A 19,629-nucleotide genomic window follows, 5' to 3' on the forward strand; every position below is an offset into this window, starting at 1 on the left:
AAGATGGAAGAACGTCCCGTTCCGCTGGCGCTGAAAATCGTCGCCTTCATCATGTTCGTTTTTCTGCTGGCGCCCGTGGTGCTCGTGGTGCCGATCTCGTTTTCGGCCGATAGCTACATGGCTTTCCCGCCTTCGGGCTGGAGCCTGCGCTGGTATGTGGATCTCATGCATAATTCGAAGATGATGGGAGCGCTGGGCACCAGCACCCTTCTCGCCATCATCGTCACCGTGCTGTCCATGCTGATCGCGCTGCCGGCCTCCTATGCCATCGTTCGCATGCGGGTCATCGGCGCGGACGCGCTTCTCGCCTTCTTCACCGCGCCGCTGCTGCTGCCGACAATCGTTCTCGGCCTTGCTATCCTCATCGTCTTTGCCGGTGCCGGTCTGCTCGGCACCTTCACCGGTCTGGTGATCGCGCATCTCATCATCGTGCTGCCTTATGCGCTGCGTGTGCTTACCACCTCGCTTGCCGGCCTGCCGCTGATCTTCGAAGAGGCCGCCTCCACCCTGGGCGCATCGCCGCTCACGGTTTTCCGCCGCGTGACCATGCCGATGATTGCGCCGGGTGTCGTGGCGACGGCGGCGCTTTCCTTTTTGGTGTCGTTCGATGAAGCCGTGATTTCGCTGTTCCTCACGGGCCCGCGCATCACCACGCTTCCGGTCGCCATGTATCAGCATGTGGAGACGCAGGCGGATCCGCTTGTTGCGGCCATTTCCGTTCTCTTGATCGTGCTCACACTTGCCGTCGTCTTCATCGTTGACCGCACGGCGGGCCTGACAAAGACTTTTGTGAAGTAAAGTCGCGGGGTCGCCGGCCGGTGCCGGCTGCCCCTGACTGGCAAAGGCGAAGATTTCATTCCCGTTTATCAACACCGCTGCTGCATCGGTGCGACTCGTCGCGCCTGTTGATCTCGCTTGGAACGACGAAGGCAAAGGTAAGCCCATGGCCGAGACCCCCTCCACGGAATTTGATGTCGCCGTCATTGGCGCCGGTGTCGTCGGTTGCGCGGTCGCCCGCCGTTTCGCACTGGCCGGTGCGAAGGTGGTGGTGATCGAAAAAGGCCCCGACATCCTCTCCGGCGCTTCCAAGGCCAATAGCGCCATCCTCCATACCGGTTTCGATGCGCCGGAAGGCAGCCTGGAGCTGGAACTGGTGAAGGCAGGCCGGGCGGAATATCTCTCCATTCATGGCCGGATGGGTCTCAGCATCGTCGAAACGGGCGCACTGGTCTGCGCCTGGAACCCGGGCGAAGCGGAAAAACTGCAGGGGATCGCCGAACAGGGGCGGCGCAACGGCATTGCCGGGCTTGAGTTACGCACGGCCGAGCAGGCCCGTGAAGCCATGCCGGGCCTGTCCGGCCGCCTTGTCGCCGCACTTGACGTTCCGGGCGAACATATCATCGATCCCTGGTCCGCGCCGCTCGGCTATCTCACGCAGGCGGTGGCGCTGGGTGCCCAGCTGCTGCGCAACGCGGAGGTCCTGTCCGGTGCATTCGACGGCGTGTGGCAGATAGAGACGACGGCGGGCACTATATTTGCCGCCAGCGTCGTCAATGCCGCCGGGCTGTTCGGAGATATCGTCGACGCACGTCTGGGATTTCCGCCCGACTTCACCATCAAGCCCCGCAAGGGGCAGTTCGTGGTGCTTGATAAAGCTGCCCGTCGGCATGTGCCGCACATTGTTCTGCCCGTTCCGACCGAAATCACCAAGGGCATCGTGGTGTGCCCGACCGCCTTCGGCAACGTTCTTGTCGGTCCGACGGCCGAAGAGCAGGAAGATCGCGAACGCGCGACGGTCGAGACGGTGACGCTGGAAGGACTGCTGGAACGCGGTGCGGAGATCGTTCCCGCGCTTGCCTCCGTTTCCGTGACCGCTGTTTATGCCGGTCTGCGCCCGGCCTCTGAAAAAAAGCACTACCGGATTTCCACCCGGCCAGACCGGCGGGCGATCACGCTCGGCGGCATTCGCTCCACGGGCCTCAGTGCCGCGCTCGGACTGGCGCAGCATGCGCTGAGGCTTCACGAAGGTTTCGGTACGCGTTTTAACCCGCCATCCTCAATCCCCGAAGTGACGATGCCCAATCTGACCGAAACCTGCGGGCGGGACTGGCAGCGTGCCGATCACGGCGAAATCGTCTGTCATTGCGAACTCGTCACCCGCCGGGAAATCGAGGCGACATTTTTGAGCCCGGTGCCACCCGGCGATTTCGGAGGCCTGCGGCGGCGTACCCGCGCCGGCATGGGGCGCTGTCAGGGCTTTTATTGTAACGCGCGGTTGGCCGCGATGACCGGCGACCGTCTGGCAACGCCGCTTTCCGTCCGGGAGGGAGCGGACCTATGAGCGCCGGGGAGCCGTTTCAGCGCGTGCATCAAAACCTTGATAATGCAGATGTCATCGTGGTCGGCGGCGGTCCGGCGGGCGTGGCTGCGGCGCTGGAGCTGAAAGCGCGCGGTATCCCCCGCGTGATGATCCTCGACCGTGAACCCGCTCTCGGCGGCGCGACCCGGCATTGCGTGCATTCGCCCTTTGGCATGCGCGAATTCGGACGCGTCTATTTCGGCCCGGCTTATGCGCAACGCCTGCAGCGGCAGGCGCAGGAAGCGGGTATCGATATCCGCACCGGTCATTCCGTGGTCGAACTGCGGCAGGATGGCACGCTGCTGGTGACATCGGCACGCGGCGTCGAGACACTGAAGGCCCGGCGCATCGTGCTGGCCACGGGCGCGCGGGAAAAACCACGCTCCGCGCGGCTTCTGCCCGGTGACAGGCCGGTGGGCGTCCTCACCACCGGCACGCTGCAAGCCTATGTCGCCTTTCACGGCATCATGCCATTTCGCCGGCCGCTGATCGTCGGTTCGGAACTTGTGTCCTTTTCTGCGCTTTTGACCTGCCTTACGCATCATGCCCGGCCGGTGGCGATGATCGAGCCGGAACCTTATCCATTAGCGCGGTGGCCTATTCGATGCTTCCCGCCGGTGGTTGGGGTGCCCTTTCATTGTGGCGCCGCACTCACGGATATCCGCGGACGCGGCCGGGTCGAGGAGGCGGATATCCGTCTTGTGGATGGTCGTATCCTGACAGTTCAATGCGATGGTGTTCTGCTCACCGGGCGGTTCACGCCGGAGGCGGCGCTTCTCGATGCATCCCCGGTAGAGATGGCGGCAGGCAGTGCCGGGCCGTTGATCGACCAGGACGGGCGAATGGCCAATCCGATCTTCTTCGCCGGCGGAAATGTCTTGCGGGCCGTGGAAACGGGCGGCTGGGCGTTTCGCGAAGGCCGTCGGGTTGGCGCGGCGGTGGCAAACGATCTCGCCCGGGCACCCTGCAGCGCGCCGGGGGTGCCCGTCACCTTCGCCGATCCGCTCAAGCTGGCGGTTCCCGCCATGTTACGGCCGGGCGGGTTTAAACGACCGGCTTTTCGCGACTTCCAGCTTCGTTTCACCAGACGTGTTCGAGGCCTGCTTTCGCTTCATCTCGATGGAAAGGAAGTGTGGAGCAAGACCGGCCAGTGGTTCCCTGAACGCCGTGTGCTTGTGCCCATTCCAGCTGCGGCGTTTGAAGCGGCTCAGATTTCCTTTCATTTTCAGGAGACCAGTTGATGCGCGTTGCGGCGATCGACCAGGGGACGACGTCAACCCGGTGCCTTGTGGTGACCGATGGCGGCACGGCGGAGGTTGTGGCCAGTCGGCGTCACGCACAATTTTACCCCGCCGCCAATCATGTTGAGCATGATCCGGAAGAACTGCTTGTTAATATCCGCGCGGTGCTCGCCGCCGCCGGGCCGGTGGACGCCATCGCCATCGCCAATCAGGGCGAAAGTTGTCTGGCGTGGGATGCCGTCAGCGGTGAGGCGCTGTCGCCGGTCATCGTCTGGCAGGATGCCCGCACCGCCCAAACGCTGGCCGCCCTGCCGCCCTCGGCAACACATCTTTCGAAAGAGATTTGCGGGCTGCCTCTCGATCCGTATTTTTCGGCCAGCAAACTGGCCTGGCTGGTCAGGCACAATCCGGCAGTGGCAGAGGCGAAGGCAGCCGGGCGTTTGCGGCTGGGCACCACCGACGCGTTCTTTCTGGACCGGCTGACGGGCTGTTTCCGCACCGACCTTGCGACGGCGTCGCGCACGGGGCTGCTGAATCTTTCAACCGGAGACTGGAGTCCGGAGCTCTGCGCGCTGCATGGCGTGACGATGGATTGTCTGCCCATGGTCGGCCCTGTCGACGGCGGCTTCGGCTCGATCGAGGGAACGCCCATCCGCGTTTCCATCGTTGATCAGCAGGCCGCACTTTATGGCCACGGCTGCCGCACGGCAGGCGATTGCAAGATAACTTTCGGAACGGGGGCGTTTCTGTTGTCCGTTGCCGGTAACGCGCGCCCATCGACGGGAGAGCTTCTGCCAACAATTGCCTGGCAGATGCAGGGCGCGCGTGCCGTTTTCGCCATTGAAGGCGGCGTCTATGATGCCGGCGCGGCGGTCGAGTGGGCGAGAAAGATTGGCCTCTACGCTGAAAATGCCGAACTCGATTGTTTTCAGGGGCCATCGGCCATTCGCCGTGGTCTCGCGTTCGTACCCGCGTTTTCGGGCCTTGCCGCGCCTTATTGGGACAGACACGCCGCGCCGCTGTTCATCGGTATGAACCACGCCACCGAGCGGAGTGACATGGTGCGCGCGGTGCTGGAAGGCATTGCCCTGCTGACGGCGCGGCTGATCGAAGCTGCATCGGCGGTTGCTCCCATAGGCGACACGATCTCCATCGATGGCGGCCTGTCGAACAGCCGCTATTTTGTCCGTTTTCTGGCAGCAGCCAGCGGCCGGACCATTTGCGTGCCGGCCATGCGCGAGTTGACGGCGCTAGGGCTGGCCGAAATGTGCGGCATTGATGTCGCCGCCATGCGGCGCGAGACCGAGATATTCGCGCCCGATGGATCGGTCGGCGCCGAAGATCACGCCCGGTTCGCACGCGCCATAGACAATGCCCGCTGCTGGGGGCGGTAAGGCGCCTCGGCAACAGCTGTCACACCTCCCTTGGCGTAGAGGGACCAGTGGGTGGAATTGAACAGGCGACAAAGGCGACGAAATTTGATAAATTACAAGTCGGCCGGTTGCTGTTTGACGCACGGGTGAAAGTCGCCGGGCGTTCCCATACTGCCAGCCGGATCATGGCGCAGGAGGAGAAGTGCTATGACGGCATTCCATGTCATGGCCGGTGCGAGTGGCGAATTTGCCCGCCCGGAAGTCCGCAAGATTGGTATTGCAGATATAGCCGACGCGTTAAGGCTGGGACTGGAGGACTTTAAAGAAAAGCCGTCCCATTATTTTTTTCTCTGTCTCATGTATCCGATCGCCGGTGTTTTCATGGTGATGTGGAGTGCCGGCGCTAATATGCTGCCGCTGATCTATCCCCTGATGTCCGGTTTTGCATTGATTGGCCCAGTCGCGGCGATCGGCCTCTATGAAATCAGTCGACGGCGCGAACAGGGGTTGGATAGTTCATGGCGGCACGCGCTGGAGGTTCGTCACTCTCCGGCACTGCCGTCGATCATCGCGGTCGCCGTCATGCTGCTTGCGCTTTTCGCCGTCTGGCTGATTGTTGCGCAGCGCATATACTCCGTGAATTTCGAGGCGACGGCACCGGTTTCGCTCTCCACCTTCCTCTCCGATGTATTCATGACCCCGCAAGGACTCTCTCTCGTCATCTGGGGCAATCTGGCTGGCTGCGTTTTTGCCGTCATCGTGCTGGCGACAACGGTGGTGACGTTTCCTCTGCTGCTTGATCGGGATGTCGGCGCGGTCGCGGCGGTGGATGCAAGCATCCGTGCCACGCTTGCCAACCCGGTTCCGGTGGCGCTGTGGGGCTTGATTGTCGCTGCGCTGCTCGTTCTCGGGACGATCCCGGCATTCGTCGGTTTAGCGGTTGTCGTGCCCGTTCTCGGCCATTCTACATGGCACCTTTATCGGAAAATGATCGTCCCCGATTATTCCAGCCGTATGCCTTGAATTTATCGAGCAAACCTGTCGTGCCGTTCTTGCGGTGATGACGGGTAACCTTCGAAAGCGGCGGTTCGTAAGATCGGCGCAACCACATTCAGGATTGTGGAAGCAGCACGCCGACGGCAAATTCTTCCTCGGTTGCCGTGTGGCCAGCCTGTGTCTTGCGATATTCGCTGGGCGTAAAACCGCGCTCGGTTCGAAGCGTACGGGAAAGGTGGGGTGCGTCGCAAAAGCCGGTGGCAAGCGCGATCTGGGTGATGGGGTCGTGCGTGGTGCGCAGGAGCGAGAGCGCCCGGTCGAGACGGAGCTCCAGATAGACCTTGGATGGTGCCGCCTTCAGATCATTGAGGAAACGCCGCTCGAGGCTGCGGCGGCCAAGGCCGAGGTCGCTTGCCAGTTCCAGCACGGTCTTGGGAACCTCGATATTCTGCTGCATCCGCAGGATCGCTTTTTTGACAAGGGGATCGCTGGCCTTACGTGTGCTCTGCTGACCGGGCTGGGGTTTCTCACCGCTCAGCGCGCTGTCGATCATCATGATGTTAAGGCTCTTGATGGCGGCGGATTGGCCGACATGGCGCTCGACGAGGAAAGCCGCCAGATGCGCGGCACCATGGCCGCCCGAACAGGTCAGCCGGTCGCGGTCGATGACGAAGATCTGGTCGGAGATCATCTGAACCGTATCGAAACGGTCGAGAAAATCCTGGTGGTGGAACCAGCTTACGCAACAGCGATAGCCATCGAGCAGGCCCGCTTCGTGGAGGATGAAGACGCCGGTGCAGAGGCCGACAATCGGAACGCCTGCCGTTGCGCGGTCTTTCAGGAAGCGCAGTGCTTCCGGCGGCAGGGCGCTGTGATCGCTGATCAATCCGCCGACAACGACGATGTAGTCGTAGTGACCGGCATCGCTCAGCCGCGTATCCGGCTGCACTTTCACGCCGCAGCTCGACTGCACACTGCCGAGCGTTGCGGAGAGCACCGACCATTCGCAGAGGATGGGTCGGGAGCGGTCCGCCTCGTCCGCGGCTAAGCGCAGCACGTCGACGAAATTCGCGAAGGCCGACAGCGTGAAGCGGTCGGCAAGCAGGAAGGCGACGCTGAGGCGTTTTTTGGCGGCGTGCGATTTCATGACGCAAATATTCATGCAAACAGACGCGATTGTCCAGCCGGGCGATGGCAAATGATCCTAGCTTTTACGACAACAGATTTTCCAACCGTCGGGTCCGATCATGACGCGTTTTAATGCTTTCAGTCTTTTGAAGAATGCCCTGACGGGCAATAAAAACTGGGAAGAACAATGGCCCGACAGCCAGCCGAAGGCCGAATATGACGTGATCATCATCGGTGCCGGCGGCCATGGTCTTGGGGCGGCCTATTATCTGGCCAGCCAGCACGGCATCACCAATGTTGCGGTCATCGACAAGGGCTGGCTCGGCGGCGGCAATACCGGCCGCAACACGACGATCATTCGCTCCAACTATCTCTATGACGAAAGCGCCCGTCTTTACGATCACGCCGTTGATCTATGGGAAAATCTCAGCCAGGAACTGAACTACAACGTCATGTATTCGCGGCGCGGCGTGCTGATGCTGGCCCATAATGTTCACGACGTGCAGAGCTTCAAGCGTCATATCCATTCCAATCGCCTGAACGGTGTCGACAATCGCTGGCTCACGCCTGACGAATGCAAGGAATATTGCCCGCCGTTGAGCCTTTCGCCTAATGCGCGTTACCCTGTCATGGGGGGCGCATTGCAGGAGCGCGCCGGCACGGCGCGCCATGATGCGGTCGCCTGGGGTTATGCGCGCGGTGCCGCCGCCCGCGGTGTGGATATCATCCAGAACTGCCCGGTCACCGCCATTCGCCGCAACGCCGACGGTTCCGTTGCCGGTGTCGAGACGGCGAGGGGCTTCATCAAGGCAAAGAAGGTCGCAGTCTCCGCCGCCGGCCACACCTCTGTCGTCATGGATACGGCCGGTGTCCGCCTGCCGCTCGAAAGCTACCCGCTGCAGGCGCTGGTATCGGAGCCGATCAAGCCGATTTTCCCCTGTGTTGTCATGTCGAACGCCGTGCACGCCTATATCAGCCAGTCGGACAAGGGCGAACTGGTGATCGGTTCGGGCACGGACCAGTATACGTCCTATTCGCAGCGCGGTGGCCTGCCGCTGATCGAGCATACGATCGCCGCCATCGTCGAAATCTTCCCGATCTTCAACCGCATGCGGATGCTGCGCAAATGGGGCGGCATCGTTGATGTCACGCCGGATCGCTCGGCCATCCTCGGCAAGACCCCTGTCACTGGTCTTTATGTGAATTGCGGCTGGGGCACTGGCGGGTTCAAGGCCACGCCGGGTGCTGCCCACACCTTCGCCTGGACCATCGCCAAAAACGAACCGCACCCGATCAATGCGCCGTTCACGCTGGAACGCTTCCGCTCCGGCCGCCTGATCGACGAGGCCGCCGCCGCCGCCGTGGCGCACTGAGGATAACGACCATGCTTTTGATCCGCTGCCCCTATTGCAACGAAACGCTGCCCGAAGCCGAGTTTACCTATGCCGGGCAGGCCCATGTCGTCCGCGCTGCCGATCCCTCGTCGCAGAGTGATGAGCAATGGGAAGAATTCCTGTTCATCCGCGAAAACGTCAAAGGTCCGCATTTCGAGCGCTGGCGGCACCTGCATGGTTGCGGCCGCTTCTTCAACGCCGTGCGCGACACGGTAAGCGACCGTTTCCTCACGACCTATCGTGCGGGTGAGCCGCGTCCTGAACTGTCCTCCCTGACACGCCTGACCGCAAGCTCCGAGGTGTCGAAATGAACTCCTATCGCGTTTCCGGCCGGGGCCGGGTGGATGCTTCCCGCTCGGTCAGCTTTACCTTCGACGGCAAGACCTATCGCGGCGTCAAGGGCGATACCGTCGCCTCCGCGCTTCTTGCCAATGGCGTGCATCTCATGGGCCGCTCGTTCAAATACCACCGCCCGCGCGGCCCGGTGGCGGCGGGTTCCGAAGAGCCGAATGTGCTGATCGGCACCCGCCGCGGCGCCGGCCGGTTCGAGCCGAATACCCGCGCCACGGTGCAGGAAATCTGGAACGGGCTGGAAACCACCTCGCAGAACAAATATCCGAGCCTGAAATTCGATATCGGCGCCGTCAATGACATGGCCTATATGCTGTTTTCGGCCGGTTTCTACTACAAGACCTTCATGTGGCCGAAGAGCTTCTGGAACAAGGTCTATGAGCCCTTCATCCGCGCAGCCGCGGGTCTTGGCGTCTCCCCAAAAGAAGAAGACCCTGACACCTATGCCTCGCGTAACCTGCATTGTGATGTGCTGATTGTCGGTGCCGGTCCCGCCGGTCTCGCTGCCGCACGGGTGGCGGCGGTGGATGGCCTCAAGGTCGTGCTGGTCGATGAAAATGCCGAAGCCGGCGGCACGCTGCTGTCCGAACCCCAGGCAAAGATCGATGGCAAGCCCGCATGGATCTGGCTTGCTGATGAATTGAAGGTCCTGAAGGATCAGGGCGTCAAGGTGATGACCCGCACCACGGCGATTGCCTATTACCACCAGAACATGATCGGCCTTTGCGAAAAGCTGACCGACCATCTCGAAACCGTGCCGAAGGATGTGCCGCGCGAACGCCTGTGGCGCGTTCGGGCGCGTCAGGTGGTGCTGGCGCAGGGCGCACTGGAAAAGCCGCTGGTTTTCCACGGCAATGACCGGCCGGGCGTGATGCTCGCGGGTTCCGCCCAGACCTATCTCAACCGCTATGGCGTCAAGGTCGGTAACCGGCCGGTGGTGGTGACGAGCCATGACAGCGCCTGGTATGCCGCTTTCGATCTTCACGGTGCTGGCGCACCTGTTCAGGCCATCGTCGATACCCGCGCCAAGGTGCGCGAGGAGCTGGTAAACGAGGCGCGTGCGCTCGGCATTCCGGTCAAGCTCTCACATACGGTCACGGCGACGTCGGGGCGGTTGCGCGTCAAATCGGTTCGCGTCAATCCGGTGAATGGTTCCACGGTCGGCGCAGGTCAGGAAATTGCCTGCGATGCCGTGTTGATGTCTGGCGGCTGGACGCCGTCGCTGCATCTCTTTTCCCACACGCAGGGCAAGATTGCCTGGGATGACGAGCGCACGACCTTCCTGCCAGCGCTCACCAATGAGGATTGTGTGATAGCGGGCGCCGGACGCGGGCTTTGGGGCATCGAGGCCGCGCTGAAGGATGGTGCGGAGCGGGGCCGTGAAGTCGTCGCAGCTCTTGGCAAGACCGCCAATGTTTCCAGCCATGCGGTCGATCATGATCGTATCGGCAGCGGTGTCTCGCACACGGAGCTTCCGAGTGACCGCGACGCCGGCAAGGCCAAGGCCTTTGTCGATTACCAGAATGATGTGACCGCCAAGGATCTGCGGCTCGCCGTGCGAGAGGGTATGCGCTCCATCGAGCACGTCAAACGCTACACCACCAATGGCATGGCCACCGATCAGGGCAAGATGTCCAACATCAACGGCCTCAACATCGCTGCGGAAGCGCTGGGCAAACGCCAGCCGGAAGTGGGGCTCACCACCTTCCGTCCACCCTATACGCCGACAACCTTTGGTGCCTTCGCCGGTTATCACCGCGGCGCGCATTTCGAAGTGACGCGAAAGACGCAGATCGACAGTTGGGCTGAGGCCCATGGCGCGGTTTACGAGCCGGTCGGGCAATGGCGGCGCGCCTGGTATTTTCCGAAGCCTGGGGAGGATATGGATGCCGCCGTTCGCCGCGAATGCCGGGCGGTGCGCCAGAGTGTGGGCATTTTCGATGCCTCGACGCTGGGCAAGATCGAGGTCGTCGGTCCTGATGCGGTCGAGTTCATGAACCGCATGTATACCAATCCCTGGACAAAGCTTGCCGCCGGTCGCTGCCGTTATGGCCTGCTGCTCGGCGATGACGGCTTCATCCGTGACGATGGCGTTATCGGCCGCATGACCGAAGACCGTTTCCACGTCACCACCACGACTGGCGGTGCCGCCCGGGTGCTGAACATGATGGAGGATTACCTCCAGACGGAATGGCCCGATCTCAATGTCTGGCTGACCTCGACCACGGAGCAATGGTCCACCATCGCTCTGAACGGCCCGAATGCGGCAAAGCTGCTCGCGCCGCTGGTGGAAGGTGTCGAGCTGACCGAAGAGGCCTTCCCGCACATGTCCTGCGTGGAATGCACCGTTGCCGGCATGCCGGCGCGGCTGTTCCGCGTCAGCTTCACCGGCGAGATCGGCTTTGAGGTTAATGTGCCGGCACCGCTCGGTCGCAAGCTCTGGGAAATCCTGTGGGAGGCCGGTCAGCAATATGGGATCATGCCTTATGGCACCGAGACCATGCACGTGTTGCGCGCGGAAAAGGGCTACATCATCGTTGGCCAGGATACTGACGGCACGGTGACGCCCTATGATGCGGCGATGGGCTGGGCCGTGGGCAAGAACAAGCCCGATTTCGTCGGCAAGCGCGGTCTTGCGCGACCCGATCTCGTCGCCAAGGGGCGCCGTCATCTCGTCGGTCTACTGACGGAAGACCGTTCGAAGCTGGAAGAGGGCGCACAGATCGTCTTTGACCCGAAACAGCCTATCCCGATGAAAATGGTCGGCCACGTTACATCATCCTACCATTCGGATGCCGTTGGCCAGCCGATCGCGCTGGCGCTGGTGGAAGGCGGGCATGAGCGGATGGGCGAGACCGTCTACATCCCGATGCTGGACCGCACCATTGCTGCAAAAATCACCGGGATGGTCTTTGTCGATCCCGAAAACACCCGCCTGAAAATCTGACCCGGAGCCGACAATGAACATGCGCGTTTCCTCCTCCGTTTCCGGCGTGCTTGCCGAAAGCAAAGCGGCACGGGTCAGCATCTCGGCCGCACAAGCCCGGTTTTCGCTGCGTGCGCGCGGCGATCTGGCGCCGCTCAACGCTGCCCTCGGCCTCGACTTGCCCGACCGGATCGGCGCCCGCGCCGCTTCCGGTGAGATTGACGTCCTGCGCCTTGGTCCCGACGAGTGGACCGTCGTTGCACCGACGGCCGAAATCAACAGGCTGATCGCGGCCTGCGCAGACGTTTATGCCGACCTTCCGCACAGTCTTGTCGACATTTCCGGCCGTGAAGTGACGATGTTGATCGAAGGTCCGCGGGCTGCTGAGTTGCTGACATTGGGCTGCGCCCGCGACATCGACACGATTGCCGTTGGCGAGGGACGCCGGACGATTTTCGACGGCGTGACCGTGGTGCTTTGGCGAGATGCCGAACACCGGTTCCGCATGGATGTCTGGAACAGTTTCGCGTCGCATCTCGGCCATCTGCTTGAAACCGGCTGCAGGGAGCTCGCCGCCGAAACCGCCTGAACGCGTTGCAGTTTCAGAACCGTCCAGGAGCTGATCCACCAAGGGGAGCAGGATTTGACCACCTATGTCATGAAAGTCTCGTGCCCGGCGCGCAGCGGCATCGTTGCGGCCGTATCCGGATATCTCGCGCGGTCCGGCTGCAATATCAATGACAGCTCGCAATTCACCGATCAGGAAACCGGCCGTTTTTTCATGCGGTTGAGCTTCGTTTCGGAGCAGGGGCTGGAGCGGGACGCTCTCGCCGAGGGTTTTGGTCCGGTCGCCGTCGACTTCGACATGCAATACGACATCCACGACCTTTCCCGCAAAACCAGAGTGGTGATCATGGTGTCGCGCTTCGGTCATTGCCTCAACGATCTGCTTTATCGCTCCCGCATCGGCGCATTGCCGGTGAAGATCGTCGCGGTGATATCCAATCATCTCGATTATCAGAAGCAGGTCGTGAACGACGACATTCCGTTTCATCATATCCGCGTCACGCCTGAGACAAAACCGGAAGCCGAAGCGGAAATCCTGCAGGTGGTGCAGGATACTGGCGCGGAACTCGTCGTTCTCGCCCGTTACATGCAGGTTCTGTCGGACCGGCTGTGCCAGGAAATGTCGGGCCGCATCATCAACATCCACCATTCCTTCCTGCCATCATTCAAGGGCGCAAATCCCTACAAGCAGGCCTATGAGCGCGGGGTACGGCTGATTGGAGCAACCGCCCACTACGTCACCGCCGATCTCGATGAAGGGCCGATCATCGAGCAGGACACGATCAGGGTAACCCATGCACAGAGCGCGATGGATTATGTGTCACTCGGCCGCGACGTGGAGAGCCAGGTGTTGGCGCGCGCGATACATGCCCATATCCACCACCGGGTTTTCCTGAATGGCAACAGGACCGTGGTTTTCCCCGCCTCGCCGGGAGAATATGTCTCGGAGCGGATGGGCTGAGCGCGGCGCTGCCGTAGCCCCGGCTCCGCCATCCCCTTGAACAGGCGCGGGCTGCTGAACGGCAGCCGCCCTCGTCCGGTGCCGGGTCAACCGTCATACTCATCGTCGGTGACCTGTTCCAGCCAGTCCACCACCTTGCCGTCCTTGACCTCCTGAAGCGCGATATGGGTCATGGCCACATCAGGTGCGGCCCCGTGCCAGTGCCTCTCGCCCGGTGCGAACCAGACGATATCACCGGGGCGGATTTCCTCCACCGGGCCACCGTCACGCTGCGCCCGGCCGAGACCGGAAACCACGATCAGCGTCTGACCGAGGGGATGGGTGTGCCATGCCGTTCGCGCCCCGGGTTCAAATGTAACCTGAGCGCCCTGCACCCGCTCTGCATCGAAGGGGTTGAAAAGCGGATCGATGCGGACCGTGCCCGTGAACCAGGCCGCGGGGCCTTTTGCCGATGCCCGTGTTCCTGCGCGCAATATTTCCATGGTCATTCTCCTGACTGATGTTCCAGGCCGGCGTGAAGCGCGGGGCCTGCCGTCGCCCACAGGGCGGGGAGGGGTCATCGCTTTCCGCATTCTGTGAAGCCCTGCCTCCGGTCTCCGCCACGCGCTTCATTCTCGCGCGTTTCCGAGAGTTGCGCCGGCCGCTTCCGCGACCTTTTCAGACCGCTCGACAAAAATCAATCTCGGGATTGACTCATTTATGAAAACGGTTACATTCGCTGATGTAAACGGTTTCATAGTCGATATCCGTTGCTTGGAGGAGCAAGTTTTCATGTTTAGACATTTGTTGGCTGCTGCCGCGATGGTGCTGGCGGCGGGCACGTCCGTGCACGCGCAGGAACAGAGTTTCAAGATCGGTCTTTCCAATTCTTTCGTCGGTAGCGAATGGCGCACGCAGATGATCGAGGAAGCTCAGGCTGCCGCGAAGGCGTGGGGCGAAAAGGGCGTCAAGGTCGAGGTTGTCGTCCAGAGCGGCAATGTCGACGTGCAGGGGCAGATCGGTCATATCCGCAATTTCATGAACCAGGGCGTTGATGCGATCCTCATCAATCCCGGCAGCCCGACCGCCTTCGATCCAATCTTCGCGCAGGCCAAGGCGCGCAACATCCTCGTTATCGCAACCGACGCCGAAGTGTCCTCCAAGGATGCGATTTATGTCGGTATCGACCAGAAGGCATGGGCTGCGCAGTCGGCGCAATGGCTGGCGGATGCGCTGAAGGGCAAGGGTAGCGTCGTCGCCATCAACGGTATCGCGGGCAATCCGGCAAACGAAGCCCGCGTCGCCGGTTATCGCGAAGTGTTCAAGAAATATCCTGACATCAAGGTGCTGAACGAAGCCAATGCGAGCTGGGATCAGGCGCAGGGGCAGCAGGCCATGCAGAACCTGCTTGCCACTTATCCCGACATCAGCGGTGTCTGGGTGCAGGACGGCATGGCCGACGGCGCATGGCGCGCCATCGAAGCCGCCGGCAAGACGAAGGACATTGCTGCGACCGGTGAAATCCGCAAGGACTTCATGACCCGCTGGGAAAAGGAAAAATTCAACTCCGGCGCCTCGGTCAATCCGCCCGGCGTGATGGCCAGTGCGCTCAATGTCGCTGTCCTGAAGCTTCAGGGCAAGGAATTCAAGGACGGTATCTTTGGCGGCACCTATGGCAACGCCATCTATATTCCGATCCCCTTCGTCAGCAACGAAAACCTTGCTGACAATATCAAGGCTGCAGAAGGCAAGCCCGGTTACTGGTCCGTCACGGCGACCGTGACGCCGGAACAGGCCGGCGAGTTCTTTAAATAAGAACCGTCCCGGGCCGGCGGAAGCGCCGGCCCGAACCGGAATTTCGAGTGCGGACCGCGCGTTGGCTGGCCGCCTGTGACAAGCATTATTCGGGGACATGCGATGGCGAACGCTTTGGAAGCGGCCGGCATAACGAAGAATTTTGGCGCCGTACGTGCGCTTTCGGACGGCAGGCTGACTGTCGGTCGCGGTGAAATTCATGCGTTGCTGGGCGCCAATGGCTGCGGCAAGAGCACGCTCTGCAAAATCGTTGCGGGCGCGGTGGCGCCGACGAGCGGCACGGTCAAATTCAAGGGCGAAGATGTGCGCTTCAAGAGCCCGCGTGACGCCGAAGACGCCGGTGTTGCGCTGTTTTACCAGGAACTCAGCCTTGTTCCGCAGCTTTCGGTTGCCGATAACATCTTTCTCGGCCGGGAGCCGAAACGTGGCATTTTTGTTGACCGTAAGGTGCTGAAAGCCGAGGCGGCAAGGCTGATCGCCCTATTTGACGGCGTGGCCGGCGAAGGACTGGAGCCGGATGCGATCGTTGGCACTCTGCCGCCCGATCAGCGCCAGCTCGTCGAAATCCTCAAGGTCTTTGCCCAGAATGCCAGCCTCATGATTATGGATGAGGCTACGGCAGCGCTCGATGGCCGCCAGTCCCAGCGCTTTTTTGAGATACTCCGGGCCAAGAAGGCCGATGGCGTCTCGACCATCATGATTTCCCACCGTCTCGACGAGGTTTTTGCCGTCTGCGACCGCATTACCGTGATGCGAAACGGCGCAACGATTTCCGAGCTCGATACGGCGGCAACCACGCGTGAAGCTGTGGTGCACGATATGGTCGGCGATGTCCGCGCAGCACCTGCCCGCCAGCAGGGACGCGCTGCCGCAACTCCCAGCCTCAAGGTGACGGATGTTACAGGCGAAGGCGTGCGCGGTGTCAGTCTCGAAGCCTATCCGGGTGAAATCGTCGGTCTGGCCGGCCTGCAGGGGCAGGGACAGTCGGCGCTTTTGAAGGGGCTATTCGGCGCGACGCCCTTTGCGACGGGCCAGACATGGTTCGATGGCCGTGAAATTACCATCGGCAAGCCATCGCACGCGGTTCACAGCGGTTTTGCCTATGTCTCGGGCGACCGCGGGCGTGACGCTTCCCTTCAGGGCCGGTCGATCTTCGAAAATCTCGTCGCGGCCCTGATGGTGCGCGAAAAGATGCGGCTGGTCCGGCCCGCCACGCTGAAGCCGCGGGTGCAAAAGGTCGCTGATGATATGAAGACGAAGTTTGCCGGCCTGGATATGGCGATCGGCACGCTTTCGGGCGGCAATCAGCAGAAGATATTCATTTCCCGCTGGCTTGCCACGGCACCGAAACTGCTGCTGCTCGACGATCCGACCAAGGGCATCGATCTCGGCGCGAAGGCCGACCTCTTTGCGCTGATGCGGCACCAGGCCGATGCCGGCGCGACCATTCTTCTCTACTCCTCGGAGGATGCGGAAATCCTCGAATATGCCGACCGCATTCTTGTGTTCAACGGTGGACGCATTTCTGCGGAACTGACCGGAGCCGACATGACATCTGTAAACATGACCCGCGCCGCTTATGGAGATGCCGCATGAGCGTCTCCGGTTTCCTGCGCAGGCAGCCATGGGTCATCACCCTCGTCGTTCTTGCCGTTCTCGTCGCCGTGAATACGTTTCTGCAACCGTCCTTCGTTCAGCCCTCGGTGCTGCAATCGAACCTGACGACGTTCCTGCCGCTGATCCTGGTCGCCATCGGCCAGACCTATGTCATTCTGGCGGGCGATATAGATTTGTCGGTTGGCAGCATCGTGGCGCTCGCCAATGTCGTCACCGTCAGCGTCATTGCTGCTCTTGGCGGCACGACTGGCGCTGTCTTCGCCGGCATGGCAGCGGGTGTAACCGTTGGGCTACTCTGCGGCCTGGTCAACGGCCTCTTCATTTCGGGCCTGCGTTTCCAGCCGATCGTGACCACCTTCGCGACAGGCATCATCTTTGCCGGGATGGCGATCTGGGTTCTGCCGCAGGCTGGCCTGCCGGTGCCGGAGGCCTATTGGCAGACCTATTCCGGCAGCTTCGTCGGCCTGCCGTTCGTGCTTTGGGTGCTGATTGCCGGCATCGCCTTCACGCTTATCGTGTCGCGTATTCCTTTTCACACGCATCTGCTTGCGGTGGGTGGCAATCGCACCGGTGCCTTCCAGACGGGGCTACGCCTCTCCGGCATCCGTATCGGCGCTTACATGATCTCTGGTCTTTTCTCCGCGCTGGCGGCGCTCTGCCTGACGGGTGAGACGGCCTCGGGCGATCCGCTTCTCGGCGCAAGTCTGGCGCTATCTTCCATCTCTGCGGTGGTCTTGGGCGGTACGGCGCTTTCCGGCGGTTTCGGCAGTTCGACCGGGTCGATCGCGGGCGCGCTGGTGCTGGGCATGATCGGCAATGTGATCTTCTTTGCGGGCCTGCCCTTCGAGTACCAGACACTGGTGCAGGGTCTGATCGTGCTGACGGCTCTGGCCGGTGGCGTTCTGGTGACGAGGCGTTGATATGACCAATCCCGGCTTGCAACTCAAAACCCTTCTCACCGATCCCCTGACCATCGCCATCGGCGCATCGGCTTTCCTGCTGCTTATCGGCGAATTGTTGTCGCCCGGCTTCGCACAGGGATCGCAGATCGTGCGGCTGCTGACGATTGCCGCCATTCTCGGTATCGTAGCGGCGGGCCAGAATCTCGTCATCCTCGGCGGACGCGAAGGCATTGACCTTTCCGTCGGCGCGATGATCTCGCTCGGCGCGGTGCTTGCCGGCAATATGATGAACGGCCAGAATGCCGGTATTCCCCTTGCCATTCTGGTTGCGGGCGGCATTCCGTTCCTGATCGGCCTCATCAACGGTCTCGGCATCACCTTCGTGCGCATTCCGCCGCTGGTAATGACGCTCGGCATGACGGCGGTCATCCAGGGCGGGCTGGTGGTTTATTCGCAGGGCGTTCCATCAGGTGCGGCGGCTCCGCTGCTCGCAGGTTTCATCAACCGCCCCCTCATCTTCGGCATTCCCGGTGTACTCTTCGTCTGGCTGGGCATCGCCGCGATCATGCTCTTCGTCCTGCGCCGCACGGCTTTCGGCTTCGCCATTTACGCCATCGGCTCCAACGAGCGGGCGGCGACGCTGGTAGGTCTTCCTGTTCCGCTGATCCGCACGCTGCTTTATGGCCTTTCCGGCCTGTTCGCTGGCCTGACCGGGGTTTGCGTCATCGGCTATACCGGCACGTCCTTCATCTCTGTCGGCGACCAGTATGTGCTTCCGTCGATCATCGCAGTGGTCATTGGCGGCACCTCGCTGGCCGGCGGGGCTGGCGGATATGTCGGAACCATGGCCGGCGCAGTTGCGCTCACCATTCTGCAAAGCGTACTGATAACGCTCAACCTCGATGTATGGGCACGGCAGATCATATTCGGTGTCACGTTGCTAGCGCTGATGCTGCTTTATGGCCGCCAAAAGCAGTTGCGTGTGTGACAGATGAGCAAAGACCACAGTTCGAATATCAGGGAAGTTGCAGCTCTCGCGGGTGTCTCCATCGCGACAGTATCGCGCGCGCTGCAGCAACCCGACAAGGTTCGCCCGGAAACCCGCAAGAAGGTTTTCGATGCCGTTCGGCAGGCGAACTTCGTTCCCAATGCGCAGGCGGCCAGTTTCCGCCGCCAATCCAACAACACCGTCATCCTTCTCGTTCGCGATATCGGCAACCCCTTCTATCTCGAAATCTACAAGGGTGTTGAGGAAGCGGCGGGCGAAGCGGGCTTCAAGGTGCTTATGGGCGATGCCCGCAATGACGAGCACCGTGTGGCGACCCACATCGATATGGTACGGCAGAAACATGCCGACGGCCTCATCCTGATGACCGGGCAGTTCCCGTCCGAGCTTCTCGATCAGGGCGATGCGCTGCCGCCGATCGTCATCGCGTCGGAGACGGTGCCCGGCCTCGAGCTGCCGACCGTCAAGGTGGACAACCGCGCCGCATCGATGAACGCCGTGCGTCACCTCATGGAAGCGGGACATGAAAGGATCGTGCATCTGGCCGGTCCCGTACCGGAAAGTCTGGCGCAGGAACGTTTCGACGGTTACCGCGCGGCACTTGCGGAGGCCGGCATAGCTTATGCCGACGAACTGGTGGTGACGGGTGATTACAGCATTGAGGCCGGCCGGCAGGCGATTGCGGGTCTTCTCGAAGGCGGCATTGTCTTTACCGCGATCTTCGCATCGAGCGACCAGATGGCGATTGGCGCGATCAGCGAGTTGCGGGGCAGGGGCCTGTCGGTCCCGGGTGACGTCTCCGTCATCGGCTTCGACGATATCATCTTCGCCAATGCCTTTGAGCCGCCGCTGACGACGGTGCGTCAGCCCCGGCAGGAAATGGGCCGAAGGGCCATGGCGCTGATGGTGGACAGGCTTAATGGCAAACGCACCGCCGAGACCATCGTGCTGGATACCGAACTGGTGGTGCGCGGCTCGGTCGCGCCGTGCCGACCGCCGCACCGGTAGCGGCCA

General features: G+C 61.7%; 17 protein-coding genes. 15 read left to right on the plus strand and 2 right to left on the minus strand.

What is annotated here, in order from left to right; all coding sequences use genetic code 11:
* Nucleotides 1–3 precede the first annotated feature (3 nt).
* The 5 genes from WA845_RS11150 to WA845_RS11170 all read left to right on the plus strand — a co-directional run bounded on the left by WA845_RS11150 (nt 4) and on the right by WA845_RS11170 (nt 5,996).
* Complete coding sequence (locus WA845_RS11150; protein ID WP_004445418.1) at nt 4–798, plus strand: ABC transporter permease; 795 nt, start codon at nt 4–6, stop codon at nt 796–798.
* A gap of 145 nt (nt 799–943) precedes the next feature.
* Nucleotides 944–2,341: an FAD-dependent oxidoreductase gene (locus tag WA845_RS11155; RefSeq protein WP_112553717.1), complete on the plus strand. Its 1,398-nt coding sequence runs from the start codon at nt 944–946 to the stop codon at nt 2,339–2,341.
* Nucleotides 2,338–3,600 carry an FAD-dependent oxidoreductase gene (locus tag WA845_RS11160; protein WP_112553719.1) on the plus strand — a complete coding sequence of 421 codons (1,263 nt, stop codon included), beginning with the start codon at nt 2,338–2,340 and terminating at the stop codon, nt 3,598–3,600. Before WA845_RS11155 ends, WA845_RS11160 begins: the two co-directional genes overlap by 4 nt.
* Nucleotides 3,600–4,994: an FGGY family carbohydrate kinase gene (locus WA845_RS11165; RefSeq protein ID WP_337322326.1), complete on the plus strand. Its 1,395-nt coding sequence runs from the start codon at nt 3,600–3,602 to the stop codon at nt 4,992–4,994. The genes WA845_RS11160 and WA845_RS11165 overlap by 1 nt, the downstream gene beginning before the upstream one ends.
* A 186-nt stretch (nt 4,995–5,180) precedes the next feature.
* Nucleotides 5,181–5,996: a DUF2189 domain-containing protein gene (locus WA845_RS11170; protein ID WP_112553723.1), complete on the plus strand. Its 816-nt coding sequence runs from the start codon at nt 5,181–5,183 to the stop codon at nt 5,994–5,996.
* An 88-nt stretch (nt 5,997–6,084) separates the two neighbouring features.
* Here the strand turns inward: WA845_RS11170 and WA845_RS11175 are convergent, their stop codons facing one another.
* The gene (locus tag WA845_RS11175; RefSeq protein ID WP_162719130.1) at nt 6,085–7,131 is read right to left on the minus strand and encodes a GlxA family transcriptional regulator; all 1,047 of its coding nucleotides are present in this window, start codon (nt 7,129–7,131) and stop codon (nt 6,085–6,087) included.
* Nucleotides 7,132–7,216: 85 nt separating this feature from the next.
* Between WA845_RS11175 and WA845_RS11180 the strand changes: the two genes are divergently transcribed.
* From WA845_RS11180 to purU, 5 genes are read left to right on the plus strand one after another with little or no spacing between them, the layout of a single operon-like run.
* Nucleotides 7,217–8,470, plus strand: a complete 1,254-nt coding sequence (locus WA845_RS11180) for a sarcosine oxidase subunit beta family protein (RefSeq protein ID WP_112553727.1) — start codon at nt 7,217–7,219, stop codon at nt 8,468–8,470.
* 11 nt (nt 8,471–8,481) lie between these two features.
* The gene (locus WA845_RS11185; RefSeq protein ID WP_004445406.1) at nt 8,482–8,802 is read left to right on the plus strand and encodes a sarcosine oxidase subunit delta; all 321 of its coding nucleotides are present in this window, start codon (nt 8,482–8,484) and stop codon (nt 8,800–8,802) included.
* On the plus strand, nt 8,799–11,789 hold the full coding sequence (locus WA845_RS11190; RefSeq protein WP_337322327.1) for a sarcosine oxidase subunit alpha: 2,991 nt from the start codon (nt 8,799–8,801) through the stop codon (nt 11,787–11,789). The genes WA845_RS11185 and WA845_RS11190 overlap by 4 nt, the downstream gene beginning before the upstream one ends.
* 13 nt (nt 11,790–11,802) lie before the next feature.
* A complete protein-coding gene (gene soxG / locus WA845_RS11195) occupies nt 11,803–12,357 on the plus strand; it encodes a sarcosine oxidase subunit gamma family protein (RefSeq protein ID WP_112553731.1) in 555 nt (184 codons plus the stop codon).
* A gap of 54 nt (nt 12,358–12,411) precedes the next feature.
* Nucleotides 12,412–13,296 (plus strand): formyltetrahydrofolate deformylase, encoded by an 885-nt coding sequence (gene purU, locus WA845_RS11200; RefSeq protein ID WP_004445401.1) that lies wholly within the window; start codon nt 12,412–12,414, stop codon nt 13,294–13,296.
* Between the two features lie 86 nt (nt 13,297–13,382).
* Here the strand turns inward: purU and WA845_RS11205 are convergent, their stop codons facing one another.
* Nucleotides 13,383–13,778 carry a (R)-mandelonitrile lyase gene (locus tag WA845_RS11205; protein ID WP_004445400.1) on the minus strand — a complete coding sequence of 132 codons (396 nt, stop codon included), beginning with the start codon at nt 13,776–13,778 and terminating at the stop codon, nt 13,383–13,385.
* A 289-nt stretch (nt 13,779–14,067) separates the two neighbouring features.
* On the opposite strand from WA845_RS11205, the gene WA845_RS11210 reads away from it, so the two are divergent.
* The 5 genes from WA845_RS11210 to WA845_RS11230 all read left to right on the plus strand — a co-directional run bounded on the left by WA845_RS11210 (nt 14,068) and on the right by WA845_RS11230 (nt 19,623).
* Nucleotides 14,068–15,090 (plus strand): substrate-binding domain-containing protein, encoded by a 1,023-nt coding sequence (locus WA845_RS11210; protein ID WP_004445399.1) that lies wholly within the window; start codon nt 14,068–14,070, stop codon nt 15,088–15,090.
* A gap of 102 nt (nt 15,091–15,192) precedes the next feature.
* Nucleotides 15,193–16,686: an ATP-binding cassette domain-containing protein gene (locus WA845_RS11215; protein WP_112553733.1), complete on the plus strand. Its 1,494-nt coding sequence runs from the start codon at nt 15,193–15,195 to the stop codon at nt 16,684–16,686.
* Nucleotides 16,683–17,627, plus strand: coding sequence for an ABC transporter permease (locus WA845_RS11220; protein WP_006698394.1), 945 nt, complete (start codon nt 16,683–16,685; stop codon nt 17,625–17,627). The genes WA845_RS11215 and WA845_RS11220 overlap by 4 nt, the downstream gene beginning before the upstream one ends.
* Before the next feature lies 1 nt (nt 17,628).
* The gene (locus tag WA845_RS11225) at nt 17,629–18,597 is read left to right on the plus strand and encodes an ABC transporter permease subunit (RefSeq protein ID WP_112553735.1); all 969 of its coding nucleotides are present in this window, start codon (nt 17,629–17,631) and stop codon (nt 18,595–18,597) included.
* A 3-nt stretch (nt 18,598–18,600) separates the two neighbouring features.
* The gene (locus WA845_RS11230; protein WP_006698393.1) at nt 18,601–19,623 is read left to right on the plus strand and encodes a LacI family DNA-binding transcriptional regulator; all 1,023 of its coding nucleotides are present in this window, start codon (nt 18,601–18,603) and stop codon (nt 19,621–19,623) included.
* Nucleotides 19,624–19,629: the final 6 nt, after the last annotated feature.

The sequence above is a fragment of the Agrobacterium sp. CMT1 genome (genome assembly GCF_037203725.1).
Classification (GTDB): Bacteria; Pseudomonadota; Alphaproteobacteria; order Rhizobiales; family Rhizobiaceae; genus Agrobacterium; species Agrobacterium pusense.